Raw genomic sequence first — 15,882 nt, forward strand, 5'->3', positions numbered from 1 at the left:
GACGGTCAGGTCGTGTGCGGGGTGAGGGTGGTGCCGGTCAGGCCCGGCGACGACAGCACGCCTTCCAGCGCGAAGGTCGCCGCGCCCAGGCTCACGGGGTCGGTCGGTATCGGGGACAGGACGATCTCGGTGGCCGCGAACGGGCTGCCCAGGGCGTGCCGCGCGACGGCCTCGCGCACTTCGGTCAGCAGGGGCGTACCGAGCGCCGCCGCCACCCAGCTGCTGAGCACGATCACTTCGGGGTTGAGCAGGTTCACCAGATCCGCGACGGCGGCGCCGAGATGGCGGGCGGTCTCCCGGACGACCCGCAGCGCCACCGGATCGCCACCGGCCGCCGCGCGGCCGAGCGCGCCGATCGTCGCGGTCTGGTCGTCCTCGGTCAACAGGGCGCTTTCCGGGGCGAGTTCACGCAGCGTCCGCATGATGGCGGGTGCGCCCGCGTAGGCCTCCACGCACCCCCTGTCGCCGCAGCGGCACGGCCGCCCGTCCAGGACGAGCGTGGTGTGACCCCACTCGCCGGCGCTGTTCGTGACACCGCGGTGCAGGGAGCCACCGAGCGCGAGGCCCGCGCCGACGCCCGTACCGAGGTTGATCACCACGGCGTCGTCGCGGCCCCGCGCGGCGCCGAACCACAGCTCCGCGAGCGTGGCCGCCCGCAGCGGGTTGTCGAGATGGACCGGGTAGGGGAAGCGCTCGGCGAGCAGCGCGGTCAGGGGCACGTCGCGCCAGCCCCAGTTCGCGGCGCGCACGGCGACACCGCGCTCGCGGTCGACCTGCCCCGGCATCGTGACGCCCACCCCGAGCACGCGGGGCGGGCGGCGCGGCCCCGCGGCGGCGACCACGGCCCCGACCGCCGCGGCGATCCGGCCGACGACCTGTTCCGGGGCGGACTCGCCGGGCCGCAGCTCCTCCTGTGCGCGCGCCACGACGCCCAGGGCGAGATCGAAGAGCTCCGCGTGCACGTACGTCTCGGCCACGTCGACGCCGATGAGGGCGCCGCCGGCCGCGTCCACCGCGACCAGTGAGCGCGGACGCCCGCCCGCGGACTCCTCGAAGCCGACCTCGACGAGCAGGCCGAGTGCGGTGAGCTCACCCACGAGCGTGGCGACCGTCGCCTGGCTGAGCCCGGTCCCCGCCGTCAGCTCGCCCCGGGAAGCGGGGGACTTGGCGATGAGATGGCGCAGCACCGCGTACCGGTTCGCCGTCCTGATGTCGCGGGATGTGCGCTTCACCGTGTCCCCTCCACTCCTGGGCCCCTTCGACGCTACGGCCGCCCGCACGCTTTCGACAAGGGGTTTGAAAAGGGGTTGTCGGAAGTCCCCGCCCGCGGGGGGACGGGGACCACGGAGTAGCGTCCGACCGCATGACCCAGACCGACATCGCGACAACGCTGTCGCGCACGCTCCCGCAGACCGACCGCACCCGCCACAGCAGGCTCCGCGAGCAGGCCGGCCTCGAACGCTCCGACCTCGAGGCGATCCTCGACGCGGGGTTCGTCTGTCATCTCGGCGTGCTCGTCGACGGCCGCCCCGTCGTCGTCCCCACGGTCTACGGCCGCGATGACACCCGGCTCTACCTGCACGGATCGGTGGCGAGCCGCAGCCTGGCCGCCGAACCCGACGGGCCGATATGCGTGACCGTCACCCACGTCGACGGCCTGGTCCTCGCCCGCTCCGTCTTCGAGCACGGCGTGAACTACCGCAGCGCGATGATCCACGGCGTACCGCGCACGGTCACCGACCCCGACGAGAAGCTGGAGGGCCTGCGCCGCCTCACGGAGCACGCGACCCCCGGCCAGTGGACGTACGCCAGGCAGCCGAGCCGCAAGGAACTGGCCGCCACCACCCTCCTGGTCCTGTCTCTCGACGAGGCCTCCGTCAAGATCCGTACGGGCGCCCCCGACGACGGCGACGGGCCCGACGCGGCCCTCGGCCTGTGGGCCGGCACCCTGCCCCTGACCTCCCGCTGGGGCGCGCCCACCGCCGATCCGCTGCTGCCGACCGGCATCACCGCCCCGGCACACATCGTGGCGCGCGCGGGGACCCGGCAGGGCTGACCCGCAAGCGGGGGCATACCGTGAGTTCTCGAGCACTGGTTCTGGGAGCGAGGAGTACGGGATGCAGAGCCGCACGGCACTGGTCGAGGACCTGATGGAGCGCTTCCCGCACGTACCGCGGGAAGCGGTGTTCAAGGAGGACCTGCTGCGCGGCGGCGTGGCGTTCGACAAGTCCGCGCTCAGCGACAACGAGTCCGGTGACGTCAAGCCGAAGTCGTACTTCATCTTCTCCTTCGACCACGGCACGCTGCCCGAGCTCGGCGAGGCCGCGCTGCGCCGCCCCCCGGAGGAGATCATCCTCACCGGCGGTCCGTACGACCTGCGGCGCACGGTCGTCTCGGTCCGCGTGAACCCCTCGTCGCCCTACCGGGTCGCGGCCGACGAGGGCGGGATGCTCGGGCTCTACCTCGACGGGAAGCGGATCTCGGACGTCGGCGTCCCGCCGATGCCGGAGTACTACCGGCACAAGCTCTCCAACGGAAAGTCCGTCATGGAGGTGGCCCCCACCATCCAGTGGGGCTACCTGATCTATCTGACCGTCTTCCGCGTCTGCCAGTACTTCGGCGCCAAGGAGGAGTGCCAGTACTGCGACATCAACCACAACTGGCGCCAGCACAAGGCGGCCGGCCGCCCGTATACCGGCGTCAAGGACGTCGACGAGGTCCTCGAAGCCCTCCAGATCATCGACAAGTACGACACCACGAAGGCGTCCACCGCCTACACGCTCACCGGCGGCGCGATCACCTCCAAGCTCCAGGGCCGCGACGAGGCCGACTTCTACGGCCTGTACGCCAAGGCCATCGAGGAGCACTTCCCCGGCCGCTGGATCGGCAAGGTCGTCGCCCAGGCGCTGCCCAAGGACGACGTGCAGCGCTTCAAGGACTACGGCGTGCAGATCTACCACCCCAACTACGAGGTGTGGGACCGCCGTCTGTTCGAGCTGTACTGCCCCGGCAAGGAGCGCTACGTCGGCCGCGACGAGTGGCACAAGCGCATCCTCGACTCGGCGGACGTCTTCGGCGCGCGCAACGTGATCCCGAACTTCGTGGCCGGCGTCGAGATGGCCGAGCCCTCCGGCTTCGCCACCGTCGACGAGGCCATCGCCTCCACCACCGAGGGCCTGCGCTTCTTCATGTCGCACGGCATCACGCCCCGCTTCACCACGTGGTGCCCCGAGCCGACGACCCCGCTCGGCAAGGCCAACCCGCAGGGCGCGCCGCTGGAGTACCACATCAGGCTCCTGGAGGCCTACCGCTCCACGATGGAGGAGTACGGCCTCTCCTCGCCCCCCGGCTACGGCCCCGCGGGCGCCGGCCGCGCCGTGTTCTCCGTCAGCTCGTTCATGGACAGCCTCGCGCCGGAGCCGGCCCCGGCCGGCTAGTGGCGGGAGCCGGGCGTGGTGTCGGCCCGACACCCGCCCGGTCCGCCTGTGTTCAGGCCGCCCGCTCGCGCAGCACCGCGAGGGCGCGGTCCGCGTGGGCGCTCATCCGGAACTCGCTGCGGACCACTTCGAGGACGACGCGGTCCTGGCCGAGCACGAACGTGGCCCGCTTGGTCGGCGCGATCGAGAAGCCGCGCGCGACCCCGAACCGCTCGCGCACCTCGCCCTCCGCGTCCGAGAGCAGCGGGAAGCCGAGCGTGTGCTTCCCGGCGAACTCCGCCTGGCGCTCCACCGGATCGGAACTGACGCCCACGGGCCGTGCGCCGACGGCCGCGAACTCGGCCGCGAGATCCCGGAAGTGACAGGCCTCGGCCGTGCACCCGGGCGTCATGGCCGCCGGGTAGAAGAACAGGACGACGGGACCCTCGCCCAGCAGCTCCGACAGCCGCGTCGGGGCGCCGCTCTCGTCCGGCAGGGTGAAGTCCTCGACGGTGTCGCCCACTTCGACGCGCTTGCTCATGATCCGGCCTCCTGGGCCCTGGCCACGCCGCGCGCCCACAGGACGAGCGGCAACTGAAGGGGAAGCCGCACGAGGGCCGCGGTCCTCAGCGGCGCGGGCTTGTCGCGCCAGTCGACCGCCATCTGCACATTGGCGGGGAAGACGCCCACGAAGAACGCGGCCGTGGCCCGTGCGGCCCTGCGGCGCGTCCACGGCAGCGCGATGCCGGCCGCGAGCGCGAGCTCGACGGCGCCGCTCGCGTACGTCCACGCGCGCGCGGAGCCCGGCAGCACGCGGGGCACCGTGGCGTCGTAGGGCTTCGGGGCGACGAAGTGCGTCACCCCGGCGCCGGCGAGCAGCCCGGTCAGCGCGAGCGCCTTGCGCGTCGACGCGGAACGGGGCTCGGAACAGGGCGCTGGGCCGGAGCGGGAACCGGAGTCGGGGTCGGGTCCGGCAGGTGATCGGGGCACGGGGCCTCCAGGGAGGATCGGGAGCCTGTCGCCGGCAACATTACTGGTCGGTAAATACTCGCGGGAAGCACTGGAAGAGGGCTGTTCCGATCCCACCGGCCCGCACCGCGGCCGTGGTCCGGGCGGCCCGCCGGAATTAATCCATGGCGCGCGGGGCGTCCCCTCCCGTACGCTCGGCGACGCCCGCCACGCAGTGGTGTGCGCACACACGAGAAGCCAGGAGGTGGACTTCGATGAATGCCGTCACGCAGGGCGCCGCCCGCGTCCACAAGCCCGTTCATCCCACCTCCGTGGCCACCGGCTGACCAACCACTCTCTCGCGCCGACGAGCGCGCGCCGGGGCCACCCTTGTGAAGGGTCACCCCTTGAACTCCCCTTTCTCCACCGAGACTTCCCGGCATCCCCTCGCCGACTTCGGCTGGGACGACGACTGGGCCGTCGCGTTCGCCCCGTACGCCGCGCAGGGCTTCGTGCCCGGCCGCGTGGTCCGCGTCGACCGCGGCCAGTGCGACCTCGTCACCCCCGAAGGACCCGTGCGTGCCGACACGGAGTTCGTCACCCCGCACGACCCGCTGCGGGTCCTCTGCACCGGCGACTGGGCGGTCGTCGACCCGGACGGCGGCGATCCCCGCTACGTCCGCACGTATCTGCCGCGCCGTACGTCCTTCGTGCGGTCGACCTCGTCGAAGCGGTCGGAGGGCCAGATCCTCGCGGCCAACGTCGACCACGCGGTGATCGCCGTATCGCTCGCCGCGGAGCTCGACCTCGGCCGTATCGAGCGGTTCCTCGCCCTGGCGTGGGAGTCCGGCGCCCAGCCCGTCGTCGTCCTCACCAAGGCCGACCTCGTACCGGACGCCGCGACCGTCGCGCACCTCGTCTCCGACGTGGAGACGGCGGCGCCCGGCGTGGACGTCCTCGCGGTCAGCGCGGAGGAGGGACAGGGCATCGACGTGCTCGGCGCGCTCCTCGACGGGACGTCCGTGCTGCTCGGCCAGTCCGGAGCGGGCAAGTCGACGCTCGCCAACGCCCTGCTCGGCGCCGACGTCATGGACGTGCACGCCGTACGCGACGTCGACGGCAAGGGCCGGCACACCACGACCACCCGGAACCTGCTGGTCCTGCCGACCGGCGGGGTCCTGATCGACACCCCCGGGCTGCGTGGCGTCGGGCTCTTCGACGCGGAGTCCGGCGTCGGGCAGGTCTTCTCGGAGATCGAGGCCCTGGCCGAGGGGTGCAGGTTCCATGACTGCGCCCACGACGCCGAGCCGGGCTGCGCCGTGCTGGCCGCACTCGACGACGGGACGCTGCCCCCGCGCCGCCTCGACAGCTACCGCAAGCTGCTGCGCGAGAACCGGCGGCTCGCCGCCCGCACCGACGCCCGCCTGCGGGACGAGATGCGGCGCGTCTGGAAGATGCGCGGTGCCCAGGGCCGCGCCGCGATGGAGGCGAAGCGGGGACGCCTCGGCTGAGGCGGCCCCGCGCGGCCCCCGCCCTCCCGTACGGGGCGCGGGGGCCGCGGCACTCCCCGGGCAGTGCCCTGTCCGAATCCCGCCAGCCCCCGGCGCCGCGCAGGCGCACACTGGAGGGCGTGATGATCGATGAGGACACGCGGTACGAAGCGGTGCGCAGCCGTGACGCGCGCTTCGACGGGGAGTTCTTCTTCGCCGTCGAGACGACCGGCATCTACTGCCGCCCCAGCTGCCCCGCGGTCACCCCCAGGCGGAAGAACGTCCGCTACTACGCCACCGCCGCCGCGGCACAGGGATCCGGTTTCCGCGCCTGCCGGCGCTGCCGCCCCGACGCCGTGCCGGGCTCGGCCGACTGGAACGTACGCGCCGACGTGGTGGGCCGCGCCATGCGCATGATCGGTGACGGTGTCGTCGACCGCGAGGGCGTCGCCGGGCTCGCCGTGCGCCTCGGGTACAGCGCCCGCCAGGTGCAGCGCCAGCTCACCGCCGAGGTGGGCGCCGGACCGGTCGCCCTGGCCCGCGCCCAGCGCGCCCACACCGCGCGCGTCCTGCTCCAGACGACCGGCCTGCCGATCACGGAGATCGCGTTCGCCGCGGGCTTCGCGAGCGTGCGCCAGTTCAACGACACGATCCGCGCGGTCTACGCCCGTACGCCCACGCAGCTGCGCGCCGAGGCCCCCGCCACGCGCGCCACCGCCACGGCGGCCGGTATCCCCCTGCGCCTCGCCCATCGCGGGCCCTACCAGGCCCGCCCCCTCTTCGACACCCTCGCGCGCGAGGCGCTCGACGGCGTCGAGGAGATGACCGGCACCCCCGGCACCCGCACCTACCGCCGCACCCTGCGCCTGCCGTACGGCACCGGCGTCGTCTCCGTCGACGAGCGCACCAGGTCCACGCCCGCGAGCCGCGCCGCGCACCACGGCGGCTGGCTCGACGCCCGCATCCACCTCACGGACCTGCGCGATCTCACGACGGCCGTGGGACGCCTGCGGCGCCTGTTCGACCTGGACAGCGACCCGTACGCGATCGACGAGCGCCTCGGCGCCGACCCGCGCCTCGCGCCGCTCGTCGCCGCGCGGCCCGGCCTGCGCGCACCGGGCGCCGCCGACCCCGACGAGCTGGCCGTACGGGTGCTCGCGGGGCGGGAGGAGGCGGCGCGGCTCGTGGAGCGCTACGCGAAGGCCGTCGACGCGCCCTGCGGCACCCTCACCCACGTCTTCCCCTCACCCGACGACCTCGCCGGGGAGCCGGGACCTGTCGGCGTGCTGGCCACGGCCCTCGCCGACGGCGCCCTGCGCCTGGACCCGGGCGCCGACCGCGACGACGCCGAGGCCGCGCTGCGCGCTCTGCCCGGCGTCGACACCCGCACCGCCGCCCTCATCCGCATGCGGTCCCTGGCCGACCCGGACGTGGCCCTCCCCGAAGAGCCGGGCCAGGAACCCGCACCGGACACCTGGCGCCCCTGGCGCGCGTACGCACAGCAACACCTCTGGACACAGCGACAGTTGGAGCAGCAGTCATGACCACCTACTACACCGTGCTCGACAGCCCCATCGGTGAACTCCTGCTCACCGGCGACGAGTCGGGCGCCCTCACCTCCCTGTCCGTGCCCGGGCAGAAGGGGGGCCGCACGGTGCAGCCCGGGTGGCGGCGCGCACCCGAGCGCTTCGCCGCCGCCGAGACGCAGCTCGCCGCCTACTTCAGGGGTGAACTCAAGGAATTCCAGCTGGAGTTCAGCACGGAAGGGACCGAATTCCGCGAGAAGGTGTGGGCGGCGCTCGACGCCGTGCCGTACGGCGCGACCACCACGTACGGCGCCGTCGCCGCGAGCATCGGCGCGTCACGCGCCGCGGTCCGCGCCATCGGCGGCGCGATCGGGGCGAACCCGCTCCTCATCGTCCGCCCCTGCCACCGCGTGATCGGCGCGGACGGCTCCCTCACCGGGTACGCGGGCGGCCTGGAGCGCAAGCAGAAGCTGCTGGTCCTGGAGGGAGTCCTCCAGGACCACTAGGGTCATTCGTCCGGATCATGCCGGGCTCGCCCGATCCGAACGCGAGACCCTAGGCGTCGAGCCCCCAGCTGTGGATCTTGTGCGGGTGGATCCGGATGAGCTCCTCGCTGAAGTGCGCGCCCAGGTGGTGCGGGCCGGTGAGGAGTTCCGCCTCGCCTCTGATGTCGACGCCCCGCACCTTCCACGGCGTGACGCTGAGGATGTCGTCGACGACCAGCGCGACCTTCGGGTTCGCCTGGAGATTGCGCCACTTCTTCGTCTTCCCGAGCGCCAGCCCGCCGACCAGGATCGTGCCGTCGTCCTGCAGGAAGAACCCCACCGGGTTCGCCTGAGGCTGGCCCTTGGGGTCCACCGTGGCGAGCCGGCCGAGGCGCTGGGAGCGCAGGTAGTCGAGTTCGGTCTCGCTGAATTCGGTCATACCTCAGCCAAACACGGTCGCCTGCGCCATGCATCGGACCCCGGCCCTAGGACCGGGGCCGTATGCGTGGCGCAGGTCAGGCGAGGAGGCGTGCGTACCTGTCGTGCCAGGGGTGCGCCTCCTCCAGTTGCGCGCTCAGGGCGATCAGGGTGGCCTCGTCGGCGGGGCGGCCCACCAGGGAGACACCCACGGGGATGCCGCCCTGCGGAGTCCAGTACAGCGGGACGTTGACCGCCGGCTGGCCCGTCATGTTGTACGGGCTGGTGAAGGCGCTGAACGCGCTCTGCCGGCGCAGGTTGTCGAGCGGGTCGCCGGACTCGTCGAAGAACGCGAGCGGTTGCGGCAGCGTGGCAAGCGTCGGGGTGAGCACGGCGTCGTAGCCGGACGTCGCCCGTACCGCACGGCGTGCGGCGCGCTGCATCCCGGTGATCGCCGCCGCGAGCTGCTCGCCGCTGATGCCACGGCCGAACTCGCGCCAGGCCCGGGTCACCGGCCGCAGCAGCTCCTCCGCCCCGGCGTCGAGGGTGTGTCCGAGCGACTGCACTCCCCACGCCGTCACGAAGTGGCCGCTGATCTCGGGACCGAACGGCGTCGGGATGTCCTCCACGATGTGCCCGAGGTCCTCGAGCAGCTGCGAGGCGTGCTCCCAGGCCGCCAGGCATACCGGGTTCACCGTCACGCCGTCGGCGGCGGGCCGCGCGTACCGGCCGATGCGCAGCCGCCCGGGGGAGCGCTCGGCATACGAGAGGAACGTCTCGCCCGGCGGGAGCGGCGGCGCCCAGTGCGGGTCGCCCCGCTCGGGCCCCGCCAGCGCGTCGAGCAGCGCCGCCGCGTCACGCACACTGCGCGCCAACGGCCCTTGCACGGACAGGCCGTTGACCTCGATCCCGCCGGGACCCGAACTGACCCGGCCCCGCGACGGCTTGATGCCGAACAGGCCGCAGATGCTCGCCGGGATCCGGATGGAGCCGCCCCCGTCGCTGGCATGGGCGACCGGTACGAGGCCGAGCGCCACGGCCACCGCCGCCCCGCCGCTGGATCCTCCGGCGGACAGGGCCGGGTCCCACGGATTGCGGGCGGGACCCGCCACATCGTTGTCGGTGTAGCAACAGCAGCCGAATTCAGGGGTGTTGGTCTTGCCGAGGCTGATCGTGCCGGCCTCGCGCAGCCGGGTCACGCTGTAGGCGTCGGCCTCCGGGACATGGCTGCCGAAGGCCTTGGACCCGTACGTCGTGCGCACGCCGGCCGTGTCTGCCAGGTCTTTGACGGCCGTCGGCACGCCGAACAGCGGCGGCAGGTCCCCGTCCGCGCGCCGCTCCTGCGCGGCCGCCGCCTCGGCCAGAGCGGCGTCGGCCGTCACCGTCACGAAGGCGCCGAACTGCTCGTCGTGGCGCTCCACCCGGTCCAGGTGATGCCGTACGAGTTCCACCGGGCCGACCTCGCCCTTGCGGACGGCGGCCGCCTGTTCGAGCGCGCCGAGTGCGTGCAGCCGAGTCGGCGCGGTCATGCGGTGCTCTCCTTCAGTTCGGCGACCTGCCGGGCCACCAGCTCCTCGTGCTCCTCGACGTCGCGGCGGGCGTCGCGCGGCCGCCACCTGCCGGTCATCACGAAGATGAACGGCAGGAACAGCACCTGCCCGCCGAGGCACACCCACCACCAGGTCTGCCACGCGTGCGCGTTGTCCGCGCTCGCCCGCTGCACCTCGGGCCCGTGCTCGCGCAGGATTTTCAGTTGCGGCGCCGCCTTCTGCACGGTCTTGAGCCCTTCGGCGCCGACCTCCTTCCGCGCCTGGGCGAGCAGCGGGGCGGGCACCTTGTCCGGTGCGTAGGAGCCGAGTTCGGCGAAGAGCTTCGGGTGGGCCTTCGTGATGGCGAGGGCCGGGGCCGCCTGTACCGACGCGGCCTTGACCTCCGCGCCGTGCTCGATGAGCGGAGTCACCGTGCTCACCACGAGAGGCACGAAGGCGGCGGACAGGGCGACGGTGATCCGGATGATCCAGCCCCACACGGCGAGACCCGTGGCGGTGGCCGCCGGGTTGTGCCGCTCGACCGTCTCCGTGAAGCTCGCCATCCACGGCGAGTACGCGATACCGCTGGTGACGCCGATGCCCGCCACGATGAACGCGAACGTGTAGTAGCCGGTGTGCGGTTGGGTGGCGTGCAGGGTGAACGCCAGCGTGAAGCCTATGGACCCGAGCGCGCCGAGCAGCATGAAGGGCTTGCGCACGCGCAGGCGGTCGGAGAACAGGCCGGCCAGGACCAGCGAGATCGCGTTCGCTCCCCAGTACCAGTTCAGCAGGGCGTTGGCGCGCTGCGGGGTGTACCCGAAGGTGGTGGCGAAGTAGAGCACGAAGTTGCCGACGGCGGCGAAGTACAGCAGGAGGTAGACGCTGATGGCGACGGCGGACCCGATGACGTCGAGGCGGAGCAGCTGGCGCCACTGACCGCCCAGCGCCGTCTCGGTGTCCATCCCCTTGGCCCGTGCCTCGATCAGCGCGCGGTCGCGCAGGGTCACCATGATCTGGTCGCGCAGCGCCGGGGCCAGCTCGCGCAGTCCGAACAGGGCGACGGCGAACATGACGAGGCCGCTGATGCCCGCGAAGCGGATCTCGTCCTGCCAGGTGGTGGAGCCGCTGAAGGTGCGGGAGGTGACGGCGGTGACGACGAGGCTGCCGATGATCGGCCCCATCGTCCAGTAGCCCATCGCCGAGGCCCGGCCGAGCTGCGGAGAGAAGTCCCTGATGAGTGCCGGGGTGGCGACCAGGATCATCCCCTCGACGAGTGACACGGCCGTGTAGACGAGCAGATAGCTCACCTTGCCCGGCGCGTTGGGCAGGGCGAACGTGGTGAGCAGGCCGACCACCAGCAGGCCGTAGACCACGATGTTCGCCCGGCCCCAGCGGTCGGCGAGACCGGCCACCAGGGACGAGAAGGCGCCCACCGCGTTGGCGGCCACCGATATGTAGACGAAGTACAGGAACGTCATGTGGTAGTGGCTGATGATGGCTGTCGACACCGCGTACTGGATGTACAGCTGGTAGTAGAGAACGATCGTGGCGAGCACGACGATGCCCAGGTACCAGTAGCGGGGACCACTTTCGGGGTAGTGGTCGAGCCGTCTGCCGCCGAGGCGGCTCAGGGGTGAGGGGAACGGCCGGCCGGCGCGCCGCGCCGTGTCCGCCGGTGACGAAACCGACATCATGCCTCCCTGCTGTCGAGACACACGCCAGCGCGTGCATGGTCGGGGAGGCTAATACCGTCCAGTCGGTATCTCCTAGGGGTAGGGCAAGGGTTTGTGATCTCGTTACTGACGGCAGCGTGCGGCCCGGGCCTGCCGGGAGGCGGGCAGACCCGGGCGGGGGATACGCGTCGGTGTCAGGCGGGCAGTCCCCAGCGCTCCGCCGGTGCGTTCGCCGTGACCGGCCCGACGCTCAGGTCGGGGCGGTCGCCCTGCGCCGTGACGAGCGCCGAGTCACCCTTGCGCAGGGTGATCCGGATCGCGCCGTCGCCCGCGTCCTCGTGGCGGAGCGGCCTGCCCCGGCCGTCGCGTACGTCGACCGCGCCCGCGATGCCGTGCCGCACCACGCACGGCGCGCCCGCCTCGCTCACCAGCCGCACCCAGCGCGTCGTGCCGCCCTCGCGCACCGCGCTCAGCAGAAAGGCGCCCTGCGTACGGAAGTTGTGGACGGAGAGGTCCTTCCACGCGGCGGGCAGGGCCGGGAAGACACGGATCAGGCCGCCCCAGGACTGGCACACCATGTCGTGCAGGGACTGCGCGGCCGACAGCGGCGTCTCGATGACCGGGCCGGACTCCTTGTACATGGTGTTGGCCTGGATGAAGCGGGACATCAGCTCGCCCAGGTACTTCAGCGCGTCCTCGCCCTTGCCGAGCAGCGCCGACATCGAGGCCGCGCCCGTGAACGTATAGCCCTGGAGCGCCCCTTCGAAGCCGACCCAGTGGGCCAGCGACTTCTCGATCAGGGCGAGTTCGTCGGGTGTGCGGCCGGTCAGCTCGTACAGCGGGTACACCGCGAGCATGTGCGAGTAGTGGCGGTGCGACTTCGCGAAGGGGATGTCCGCGCCGATCATGAACCCGTTGGCGTCGGTGGGGTACGGCGTGCGCCTGGCGAGGACCTCTCGCCAGCGCGGCGCCAACTCGTCGTCGATGCCGAGGAGTTCGGCCGAATCCAGCAGGGTGCGGCAGCCCCACGTCAGAAGCATCAGGTCGTAGTTGCAGTCGCGGGTGTTGCCGCCGTACTCGGGCGAGAAGGTCGCGGGCAGGTGCAGCTTGCCGTCTGCCCCCGGCTCCAGGAAGTGCAGGTAGTAGTTGATCGCCTTGCGCAGCAGGGGGAAGAGGACGTCGCGCAGGATCTTCTCGTCCATGGTGTGCCGGTAGCTCAGCCACACGTTGTGCAGGGCCCAGGTGAGGTTGCCGACCTCGGGCGTCGGAGTGTCCTGGCCGGGGATGCCGACGCCGTAGCCCTGCGCGTTGCTCGTCGCGCCGCCGTTGACGAGGTGCATGTCCGTGGTGCGCGGGATGCCGAGCGAGTCGGCGCGGTACGGGGCGGCCATCTCGGCGGTGAGGTTGTCCCGGAACTCGCCCAACGCCCTTGTGACGGCGTCGAGTTCGAGGTGGTTCGAGCCGTGGATCAGCCAGTACTCCAGCTGCACGTTGAGGTTCCACCAGGTCGCGGGCCACGGCGTCGGCTCGAGCCAGGGGCCGCTGGTCGCCATCACGGGCGTGTCCCGGCGGGCGGCGGACGCCGTCTTGTAGAGCTGGATCCAGTAGAAGCGCTGGATGCGCGCGTCGGGGACGGACAGGAAGCTTTTCCGGTAGTACGCGTGCCACCAGGCGCGATGCGTCGCGGCGAGGGCGTCGTAGGGGAGCACGGCCGCGGCCCGCACCGTCGAGACGGCCCGGTCGCGGGCGGTGGACTTCGGGAAGGAGTGCGCCACGTTCACGTACAGCGTCCGCCGCTCGCCACGGGTGCGCTCGCGCCAGGCGGTGACGTACTGGCCGCCCGACAGGAGCGGCTGGACGGAGGCGGAGACGCCGTCGTACTCACCGGACTCGGCGGGCGGGTTGCCCTCGTAGCCGGCCGGGATCGGCTGGAACGCGGCGCGCGGGCTGATCGACCGGGCGGGGTGGAAGACCCACGCGAAGCCGCGCTCGCCCTCGGACGGGGTGACCTCGACGGCGAGGACGGAGAGCCCGTTGGTGACCTGGGCGCGGATCGTGAGCGTGCCCTTGTCGGTGGTGAGGGTGCCGGTCAGCTCCGCGTCGCGCAGGCGCAGGCGCCAGTCGAGGCCGGTGATGGCGCCGACGGGTTCCAGCGTGAAGTAGCCGATGGGCAGCCGCGCCAGACCGAACAGGGAGCCGAACTCCGGGCGGTGGTCCTGGACCTCGGAGTGCTGGACGTTGAAGCGGATCGCGTTCTTCCCCGGCTCCTGGTAGATCCCGGAGCCGAGGAGGCCGTTGCCCAGATACGGGCCCTCGTACCAGGTCTTCGGCATCTTCTGCCAGACGAGGTCGGCGTCGTCGAGGACGGTGCGCCAGGCGTCCTCGGAGGGAGCGCTCGCGGCTGCGGCGGGGGTCGCGCCGGGGGTGGCGGCAGTGGCCTGTGACGGCAGCCCGCCCGCCAGCGCGGCCCCGGCGAGGGTGGAACCGGTGGCGAGCACGGTCCTTCTGGACGGTCTTGGCATGGCGCGGCCTCCACGTGTCGAAGCTGACGTCGATTCATCGGAGCTATCCCTCGCGGAAAGCTAGAGATGTGACGAGAGCTCGTCAATATGCCGGGAGAGATCCGATGTGACTCGCACTACGTGGATGCTGTACGTATATGTGAACCGGAGCGTCTAGCCCCAGATCACAGCCCCGATCCAGGCGCCCACGATGAGCAGGCAGGCGAAGAGTTCGACCAGGATGCTTGAGCCGCCGGCGCGCATCGCGGTCCGGGTCGAGGCGACGGCGTCGCCGTGCCGGCCCAGACGCAGCCGCTCGCAGAGGTAGATACCTCCGATGAACCCCGGGATCGACCCGATCACCGGGATCACGCAGAAACCCACCAGGGCTCCGGTCCCCGCCCATATCGCGGTGCGGCGGGTGGCGCCGCTCTCGCGCAGCCGGCGCGGCGGAAGCTGCCAGCGAAGCACCTGGGCGGCGAGCAGGACGGCCGTGGCTCCGACCAGAACACCCCAGGCCAGCCCGTTCGGGTCCTGGAGCGACCAGACGAGGGCCCCGGCCCACACGAGCCACGACCCCGGCACCCCGGGCACGAGCACCCCGCACAGGCCGAGCAGCATCACCACTCCCACCAGCAGGAGTTCCCAGGCGCCCATCTGCCAAGAGTGCCGGACAACAGGGGAACGTGCAGATCGCAGAGCTTCACGCTCCGCCACCACCGATGGCTTCCAGCCGCGGAATTCAGCCCTCCGCGACGTGCTCCCCGGCCCGCTCCTGAATCCGCTCCTGAATCCGGTCCTGGGCCCGCTCCTGAGTCCGCTCCCCGCTTCGGTCCAGCCCCGGCACGTCCCGTGACACCCAGCCCCGCTCGTACGCGTGCCACCCCAGCTGGAGCCGCGTCGTCACCCCGGCCAGTTCCATCAGGCGCTTCACCCGCCGCTGGACCGTGCGAAGGCCCAGGTCGAGCTGCTTGGCGACGCTCGCGTCCGTGAGTCCGGCCAGAAGAAGGGAGAGGATCTCCAGGTCCGTGCCGTCGGGGCCGTCCGGCTCCTGCTCCGTGATCGCGCGACTGCTCTCGCCGAGCCGAAGCGGCAGTGCGTCCCGCCAGACCGCCTCGAACAGGCCGGACAGTGACTCCAGGAGTCCGCTCGCGTGGACGACGAGGGCCGCCGGCTCCGCCGTGCGCGAGGTCAGCGGCACCATCGCCAGCGCCCCGTCGGCGATGACCAGCTTCGTCGGCACCCGGTCCACGACCCGTACCTGCTCGTCCCGCCCGATCGCGGCCGACAGCTCGGTCAGCCCCGTCGGCATCGACAGCACCTCGCGCTCCACCACGACCCGGTACGCGACGCCCCGGCCGCTGGCCTGCTCCTCCGCCTCGTTGTCCATCCCCGAGACGACGACCGGATTGCCGGTGACCAGCGCGCACACCTCGTCCGCCGCACCCAGCTGCAGCTGGAGGAACCGCTGCGAGACCGCCGCCGCGCCCGTGACGACCTCGACCAGATCGTGCACGGCGGGCTCGGCGGCCTGCGCGCGGTACTCCTCCGCGAGCAGCGCCGCCGCCAGCTCCGCCTTCTCCAGCTCGTGCCGCTGCTGCGTCAGGAGCGCGCCGAGCGCGACGCCCGGCGGAGCCGCGACCCAGCGCCCCGGCCGCGCGGACGACTGTGCAGCGAGCCCGTGCCGCTCCAGCCTGCGCAGCGCGTGCTCGGTCTCGTACTCGGCGAGGGCGAGCCGCCCCGCGAGATCGGGCACGTCGGCCGCGCCCAGCGACACGAGCGCGCGGTAGGCGCTCTCGTGCATCTCGTCCAGACCTATCGCACCCAGCATGCGGCGATGCCCCTCCCCGAGCCTCGGTTCCGGCGGCACCGTGGCGGGAAACGGCCACGGCGCAAA

General features: G+C 72.3%; 14 protein-coding genes. 5 read left to right on the plus strand and 9 right to left on the minus strand.

Annotated features, from left to right (window positions below):
* Window positions 1-5: 5 nt before the first annotated feature.
* Window positions 6-1,232, minus strand: coding sequence for an ROK family transcriptional regulator (locus ACZ67T_RS01590; protein ID WP_469980943.1), 1,227 nt, complete (start codon window positions 1,230-1,232; stop codon window positions 6-8).
* 131 nt (window positions 1,233-1,363) lie between these two features.
* On the opposite strand from ACZ67T_RS01590, the gene ACZ67T_RS01595 reads away from it, so the two are divergent.
* Window positions 1,364-2,056, plus strand: coding sequence for a pyridoxamine 5'-phosphate oxidase family protein (locus tag ACZ67T_RS01595; protein ID WP_469980945.1), 693 nt, complete (start codon window positions 1,364-1,366; stop codon window positions 2,054-2,056).
* 61 nt (window positions 2,057-2,117) lie between these two features.
* Complete coding sequence (locus tag ACZ67T_RS01600; protein ID WP_469980946.1) at window positions 2,118-3,437, plus strand: radical SAM protein; 1,320 nt, start codon at window positions 2,118-2,120, stop codon at window positions 3,435-3,437.
* A 52-nt stretch (window positions 3,438-3,489) separates the two neighbouring features.
* Here ACZ67T_RS01600 and ACZ67T_RS01605 read toward each other — a convergent pair whose 3' ends face one another.
* Together ACZ67T_RS01605 and ACZ67T_RS01610 are read right to left on the minus strand one after the other, a co-directional pair.
* The gene (locus ACZ67T_RS01605) at window positions 3,490-3,957 is read right to left on the minus strand and encodes a peroxiredoxin (protein ID WP_469980947.1); all 468 of its coding nucleotides are present in this window, start codon (window positions 3,955-3,957) and stop codon (window positions 3,490-3,492) included.
* On the minus strand, window positions 3,954-4,304 hold the full coding sequence (locus ACZ67T_RS01610) for a DoxX family protein (protein WP_469981356.1): 351 nt from the start codon (window positions 4,302-4,304) through the stop codon (window positions 3,954-3,956). The genes ACZ67T_RS01605 and ACZ67T_RS01610 overlap by 4 nt, the downstream gene beginning before the upstream one ends.
* Window positions 4,305-4,771: 467 nt before the next feature.
* Between ACZ67T_RS01610 and rsgA the strand changes: the two genes are divergently transcribed.
* The 3 genes from rsgA (at window position 4,772) to ACZ67T_RS01625 (ending at window position 7,886) form a co-directional block, all read left to right on the plus strand.
* Window positions 4,772-5,875, plus strand: coding sequence for a ribosome small subunit-dependent GTPase A (rsgA, locus tag ACZ67T_RS01615; protein ID WP_469980949.1), 1,104 nt, complete (start codon window positions 4,772-4,774; stop codon window positions 5,873-5,875).
* Window positions 5,876-5,997: 122 nt separating this feature from the next.
* Entirely contained in the window at window positions 5,998-7,398 is a 1,401-nt protein-coding gene (locus ACZ67T_RS01620) for a DNA-3-methyladenine glycosylase 2 family protein (protein WP_469981357.1), read from the plus strand.
* Entirely contained in the window at window positions 7,395-7,886 is a 492-nt protein-coding gene (locus tag ACZ67T_RS01625; RefSeq protein ID WP_469980950.1) for a methylated-DNA--[protein]-cysteine S-methyltransferase, read from the plus strand. The genes ACZ67T_RS01620 and ACZ67T_RS01625 overlap by 4 nt, the downstream gene beginning before the upstream one ends.
* A 49-nt stretch (window positions 7,887-7,935) precedes the next feature.
* Here the strand turns inward: ACZ67T_RS01625 and ACZ67T_RS01630 are convergent, their stop codons facing one another.
* From ACZ67T_RS01630 to ACZ67T_RS01655, 6 genes are all read right to left on the minus strand, one after another.
* On the minus strand, window positions 7,936-8,304 hold the full coding sequence (locus ACZ67T_RS01630) for a PPOX class F420-dependent oxidoreductase (RefSeq protein ID WP_469980951.1): 369 nt from the start codon (window positions 8,302-8,304) through the stop codon (window positions 7,936-7,938).
* 76 nt (window positions 8,305-8,380) lie between these two features.
* Complete coding sequence (locus tag ACZ67T_RS01635) at window positions 8,381-9,811, minus strand: amidase (protein WP_469980952.1); 1,431 nt, start codon at window positions 9,809-9,811, stop codon at window positions 8,381-8,383.
* Entirely contained in the window at window positions 9,808-11,502 is a 1,695-nt protein-coding gene (locus tag ACZ67T_RS01640; protein WP_469980953.1) for an MFS transporter, read from the minus strand. The genes ACZ67T_RS01635 and ACZ67T_RS01640 overlap by 4 nt, the downstream gene beginning before the upstream one ends.
* A gap of 176 nt (window positions 11,503-11,678) precedes the next feature.
* A complete protein-coding gene (locus ACZ67T_RS01645; protein WP_469980954.1) occupies window positions 11,679-14,006 on the minus strand; it encodes a glycosyl hydrolase family 95 catalytic domain-containing protein in 2,328 nt (775 codons plus the stop codon).
* Window positions 14,007-14,159: 153 nt separating this feature from the next.
* Window positions 14,160-14,642, minus strand: coding sequence for a DUF456 domain-containing protein (locus tag ACZ67T_RS01650; RefSeq protein ID WP_469980956.1), 483 nt, complete (start codon window positions 14,640-14,642; stop codon window positions 14,160-14,162).
* 85 nt (window positions 14,643-14,727) lie between these two features.
* The gene (locus ACZ67T_RS01655) at window positions 14,728-15,816 is read right to left on the minus strand and encodes a winged helix-turn-helix transcriptional regulator (RefSeq protein WP_469980958.1); all 1,089 of its coding nucleotides are present in this window, start codon (window positions 15,814-15,816) and stop codon (window positions 14,728-14,730) included.
* Between the last annotated feature and the right edge of the window lie 66 nt (window positions 15,817-15,882).

The organism is Streptomyces sp. NPDC107517 (assembly GCF_055582645.1).

Coding starts and splice junctions, on each gene's coding strand:
- ACZ67T_RS01655 (WP_469980958.1), bottom strand. CDS start 15,816: ATGCTGGGTGCGATAGGTCTGGACGAGATGCACGAGAGCGCCTACCGC.
- ACZ67T_RS01625 (WP_469980950.1), top strand. CDS start 7,395: ATGACCACCTACTACACCGTGCTCGACAGCCCCATCGGTGAACTCCTG.
- ACZ67T_RS01645 (WP_469980954.1), bottom strand. CDS start 14,006: ATGCCAAGACCGTCCAGAAGGACCGTGCTCGCCACCGGTTCCACCCTC.
- ACZ67T_RS01595 (WP_469980945.1), top strand. CDS start 1,364: ATGACCCAGACCGACATCGCGACAACGCTGTCGCGCACGCTCCCGCAG.
- ACZ67T_RS01600 (WP_469980946.1), top strand. CDS start 2,118: ATGCAGAGCCGCACGGCACTGGTCGAGGACCTGATGGAGCGCTTCCCG.
- ACZ67T_RS01630 (WP_469980951.1), bottom strand. CDS start 8,304: ATGACCGAATTCAGCGAGACCGAACTCGACTACCTGCGCTCCCAGCGC.
- ACZ67T_RS01650 (WP_469980956.1), bottom strand. CDS start 14,642: ATGGGCGCCTGGGAACTCCTGCTGGTGGGAGTGGTGATGCTGCTCGGC.
- ACZ67T_RS01640 (WP_469980953.1), bottom strand. CDS start 11,502: ATGTCGGTTTCGTCACCGGCGGACACGGCGCGGCGCGCCGGCCGGCCG.
- ACZ67T_RS01635 (WP_469980952.1), bottom strand. CDS start 9,811: ATGACCGCGCCGACTCGGCTGCACGCACTCGGCGCGCTCGAACAGGCG.
- ACZ67T_RS01620 (WP_469981357.1), top strand. CDS start 5,998: ATGATCGATGAGGACACGCGGTACGAAGCGGTGCGCAGCCGTGACGCG.
- ACZ67T_RS01605 (WP_469980947.1), bottom strand. CDS start 3,957: ATGAGCAAGCGCGTCGAAGTGGGCGACACCGTCGAGGACTTCACCCTG.